This is a genomic window from Phytoactinopolyspora endophytica (assembly GCF_004138495.1).
GTDB classification, from domain to species: Bacteria; Actinomycetota; Actinomycetes; order Jiangellales; family Jiangellaceae; genus Phytoactinopolyspora; species Phytoactinopolyspora endophytica.
On sequence record NZ_ML142858.1, the window covers coordinates 85,093 to 89,898 of the forward strand.

At 68.2% G+C, this 4,806-nt stretch carries 4 protein-coding genes; all 4 read left to right on the forward strand.

The genetic code is table 11. The annotated features are described in order from the left end of the window. On the forward strand, positions 1 to 765 hold a 765-nt coding region (locus tag ELR45_RS19425), incomplete at its 5' end, for a hypothetical protein (protein ID WP_205856883.1). Positions 766 to 924: 159 nt separating this feature from the next. Continuing rightward, on the forward strand, positions 925 to 1,977 hold the full coding sequence (locus tag ELR45_RS19430) for a BMP family lipoprotein (protein WP_205856884.1): 1,053 nt from the start codon (positions 925 to 927) through the stop codon (positions 1,975 to 1,977). Next, entirely contained in the window at positions 1,974 to 3,536 is a 1,563-nt protein-coding gene (locus ELR45_RS19435) for an ABC transporter ATP-binding protein (protein ID WP_129667852.1), read from the forward strand. The genes ELR45_RS19430 and ELR45_RS19435 overlap by 4 nt, the downstream gene beginning before the upstream one ends. Positions 3,537 to 3,558: 22 nt before the next feature. Next, positions 3,559 to 4,695 (forward strand): ABC transporter permease, encoded by a 1,137-nt coding sequence (locus ELR45_RS19440; protein ID WP_129667853.1) that lies wholly within the window; start codon positions 3,559 to 3,561, stop codon positions 4,693 to 4,695. The last annotated feature ends 111 nt before the right edge of the window (positions 4,696 to 4,806 follow it).

Sequence of the window (4,806 nt, forward strand, 5' to 3'; positions counted from 1 at the left end):
ATCGAATGGGGCTGGAACCAGCCGCACGAGGACGGCGGCGGCTGGGTTAGATGGTATGGGCCCCGAGAACGCTACGAGGAGGCGGTCGAGCGCGAGGCTGACGGCCAGAAACTGATCTGGCGCTCTCTGTACTGCAACATCCCTTACATCGACGACCGAGCCATCGAGTTCGCTGGCGGTCACGTGATGGGATCCGCGATCGTGGCCGGCCTTTTCGTGCAAGGCGAAGAGCAGCCGGTTTTGGTCGATCCTGAGGTTCTGGCACAGGCGGCGCGCGACCGCATGGTCATCGACGAGCCGGAGATCGATCGCAACCCGCAGGGCACTGGCAACCTGGCCGGGGCCACGCTGGTCAACTTCCCCACCTGGTTCTGGGTCACCAACCCCGAGGAGAGCATCGGCGGATCGGACGGCGAGCGTCAGATCCGTGCCGAAGTGGTGGACGGTGAGGTGTGGGCCGAGGTGACGGCCGAGACCGGTGGACTGTCCGTCGCGTCGCCGGCCGGCGACACGTTCTGCGAGCCGGCGGTCGCCATCAGTTCGTGGACGGCGGGGGCCGACGACGACAGTGGCTGCACGGTCGAATTCGACAGGGCGTCGGTGCAGTACCCGGGGGGCTACCCGGTGACGGCGTCGACGGAGTGGAACGCCAGCTGGGAAGGCGTGACACAGGACGGCGAACAGGTCGGCGGGGACCTGGAACCGCTGGCTCGCACGACCACGGTGGACGTTCCGGTGGCTGAGTCTCAGAGCATCGTCCGCTGACCGGATGACCTGCTCGTAGAAACGGGCGCGTCGACTGACGTTCCAACCTGGTAACAACGGCCTGTTGAGGTCGCCTGAACTGGGGCGTAACGGATACGCTCATGCGTCTTCGGGGGTGTCGGGATGTGAACCCCCCATGCGTCGTGAAGGGAGCTGCCCGTGCGCCGGGTAATGAAACTTGCCGCGGGGTTCGCCACCGCGGCCTTGCTGCTCACAGCATGTGCGAGCGATGATGGCGAGGATTCGGGAGATTCCACGGATTCTGGTGACTCCGGTGATTCCGGTGACGGCCTCGAGGTCGGCCTCGCATTCGATGTCGGCGGTCGCGGAGACCGGTCGTTCAACGACTCGGCCGCGGCCGGGATCGAGCGCGCGCAGGACGAGTTGGGCATCGATTTCGAGGAGCTGTCGCCCAATGCGGACGGCTCGAACCGGGACGAGCTCCTCCGCCAGCTCGCCGACGATGGTAACGAGGTGATCTTCGGCATCGGTTACGCCTTCGCCGAGGACATGGACACTGTGGCCGACGAGTACCCTGACGTGCAGTTCGTCCGGATCGACGGCGCTCCGAGCGAGAAAGAGAACGTCGCGGTCATGAACTTCGCCGACCACGAGGGCTCGTTCCTGGTGGGTGCGGCGGCCGCGCTGATGGCCGAGTCCGGCCAGATCGGCTTCGTCGGCGGCAATGAGGGCGTCGTGATCAACGCGTTCGGCGCCGGCTTCAAGCAGGGTGTCGCCGCCGTCGACGAGTCCATCGAGGTGGAGGACCACCGCCTGGCCTCGGGAGAGGATCCCAGCGGCTTCGACGACGCGGCCGGCGGCCGGGTCGCGGCGGAGGCCATGTACGACCGGGGTGTGGAGTTCGTCTTCACCGCTGCCGGCGACTCGAACGTGGGCGTCTTCCAGGCGGCTGCGGATGCCGACGCGTGGGCCGCGGGCACCGACTCCGACCAGTACGAGACGGTCGGCGACGCGGATCTCCAGCAGGTGATCGCGACCTCGATGCTCAAGCGGGTGGACAACGCGGTCTATGAGAGCATCGAAGCCTACTCCAACGACGGAACCGTGGAGTCCGGCGTCTTCGACCTCTCGACCGAGGGTGTCGGCTACAGCACCAGCGGCGACTTCATCCCCGAGGACGTCATCGCCCAGCTGGAGGAGTACAAGCAGCAGATCATCGACGGCGAGATCGAAGTCAACTTCGAGGAGTGACCGAGAACTCTGCGCCGGTCATCGAGCTGGCCGGTATCACCAAACGGTTCCCCGGGGTGGTCGCCAACAGTGACGTCCACCTCGAGGTCCGGCATGGCGAAGTGCATGCGGTCGTCGGTGAGAACGGCGCCGGCAAGTCCACGCTGATGAAGATCCTCTACGGCATGTACCAGCCGGACGAGGGCAGCATCAGCGTGGACGGCCGCGCCGTTGAGTTCGGCAACCCCAAGGACGCGATCGCGGCCGGAATCGGCATGGTGCATCAGCACTTCATGCTCGCCGACAACTTCACCGTCCTGGAGAACATCGTCCTGGGCGCCGAACCGACCACCGGACTGCGTCTCGACTTCCGCGCCGCCCGGCGGAAGATCACCGAGATCTCCGACCGCTACGGTCTTGGGCTCCGCCCGGACCGGCTGGTCGAGGAGCTTTCCGTGGCGGACAGGCAGCGGATCGAGATCGCCAAGGTGCTGTATCGCGGCGCCCGGGTCCTCATCCTCGACGAGCCCACCGCGGTCCTGGTGCCGCAGGAGGTCGATGCGCTCTTCGCCAACCTCGCCGAGCTGCGCAGCGCCGGCCTGTCGGTGATCTTCATCAGCCACAAGCTCGACGAGGTCCGGCAAGTGGCCGACCGGATCACGGTGATCCGGCGCGGGTCGACGGTGGCGACGGTCGAGCCGCGGGCCACGACGTCGCGTGAGCTCGCCGAGCTGATGGTCGGAAGCGAGCTGCCCACGCCGGAGACGACCGAGTCGACGGTGACCGACGTCGTCGAGCTCGCCGTCGCCGGACTCGGCATCAGCGCCGACGACGGCCCAAGCCTGCTCAGCGACATCACGTTCGACGTGCGGCAGGGCGAGATCGTCGGGTTCGCCGGCGTCGAGGGCAACGGTCAGAGTGAGCTCGTCGAAGCGATCATGGGTTTGCGCAAGCCGGACACCGGTACCGTCGTCCTGGGTGCCGACGACATGACGCTCTGGCCGGCGCAGGATCGGCGCGCGGCCGGGATCGGGTTCATCCCCGAGGACCGGCACCGGCAGGCGCTGCTACTCGACGCGCCACTGTGGGAGAACCGGCTGCTCGGCTGGCACGTAAAACCGCCGGCCGGTGGGCGGTACTGGATCAGCCCGCGGCTGGCCCGCCAGGAGGCGGCCGCCATCATGGCCGACTATGACGTCCGGGCACCCGGCCCGGAGACTCTTGCCGATGCGCTGTCCGGCGGTAACCAGCAGAAGTTCGTCATCGGCCGGGAGATGAGCACGAAGCTGCGGGTGCTGGTCGCCGCGCACCCGACCCGTGGGGTCGACGTCGGTGCGCAGGCCGCCATCTGGGACCGGCTGCGCGAGGCACGGGCCGCCGGGCTGGCGACCGTGCTCGTCTCCGCCGACCTGGAGGAGCTGCTGGGACTCTCGGACACGCTCTACGTGCTCTTCCGCGGCCGGATCGTCGCCAAGCTCGACCCCTCTGAGGTGACCCCGAAGGTCCTCGGCGGCTACATGACCGGAGCGGTGACCCAGGACGGCGAGGTCGGGGCACAGGACGGCGAGGTTGAGGGATGATGACGCGGCTGGGGAAGGTGTGATGACGCGGTTGCTCGGCTGGGTGCGCGGACTTGCGCCCACACTGGTGGCGCTGGTCATGGCGCTGCTCATCACCGGCGTGTTCATCCTGATCATCGGTGAGGACCCGCTGGCGGCGCTGGGCGCCTTGTTCGACTTCGGCGACTCGCCCACCGCCCAGGCGAACTCCATCGGCGTGTGGATCAATCGTGCGACGCCTCTCTTCCTGGCCGGACTAGCCGTCAGCATCTGCTTCCGGATGGGGCTGTTCAACATCGGGGTCGAGGGACAGTACCGGATGGCGACCGTGGTCGCCGCGGGCGTCGGAGCGGCGATCGTGCTGCCGGCGCCGCTGCACATCCTGGTGATCGTCGTCGTCGCGATGGCCGCGGGCGCCGCCTACGCGGCGATCCCGGCGGTGCTGAAGACCACGCGTGGTGTCAGCGAGGTCATCTCCACCATCATGCTCAACTCGATCGCGGTCGGTCTCGCCGCCTGGCTGGTCCGATCGCCGTTCGCCGATCCGGACCTCGGCTCTGGGGAGACGGCCGCGACCCGGGAGATCGACGAGTCCGGCCAGTTCCCGGGGCTGAACGACCTCTTCGGTGCGCTGGGGCTGGAGGAGCCACGGCGGCCAGTGCACGGCTTCGTCGTGGTCGCGATCGTCGTCGGCGTCATCATCGCCGTCGTCCTCTCCCGCTCTCGCTTCGGCTTCGAGCTGCGAGCTAGCGGCCTGAACGCGATGGCAGCGGCAGCCAACGGCATCTCGTCGCGAGCCATGGTGATCAAGGCGATGCTGCTCTCCGGCGCGTTGGCCGGCCTGGTCGGGTTGCCCGACCTACTGGGGTCGGCGCACCGGTTCCAGTCGGACTCCTTCGTGGCCGGCTACGGGTTCACCGGTATCGCGGTGGCGTTGCTCGGCCGGAACCGGCCGGGAGGGATCGCGCTCGCGGCCCTGCTCTTCGCGTTCCTGGACCGGGCCGGGCCACGGCTGCAGTCCGAGGGCATCCCGCCCGCGGCGGTCACCATCATGCAGGGCATCGTCGTCCTGTCCGTCCTCATCGTCGACGAGGTGGCGCGACGCCGGTTGCGCCGCCGCGAGGAGCGACGAGCCCGGGCAGAGGATCCGACGACCCGGTCGGAGGAGGTGGCGTCGTGAGCCGTACCGCAGAGCCGCGGCTGGCCGGCATCGACGGCCGGCTGTCGCGGATGTCTCGGGCCCGGATGATGGTGCTCGTCATCACGGTCGGGTTCATTGCGTTGTCCGCGG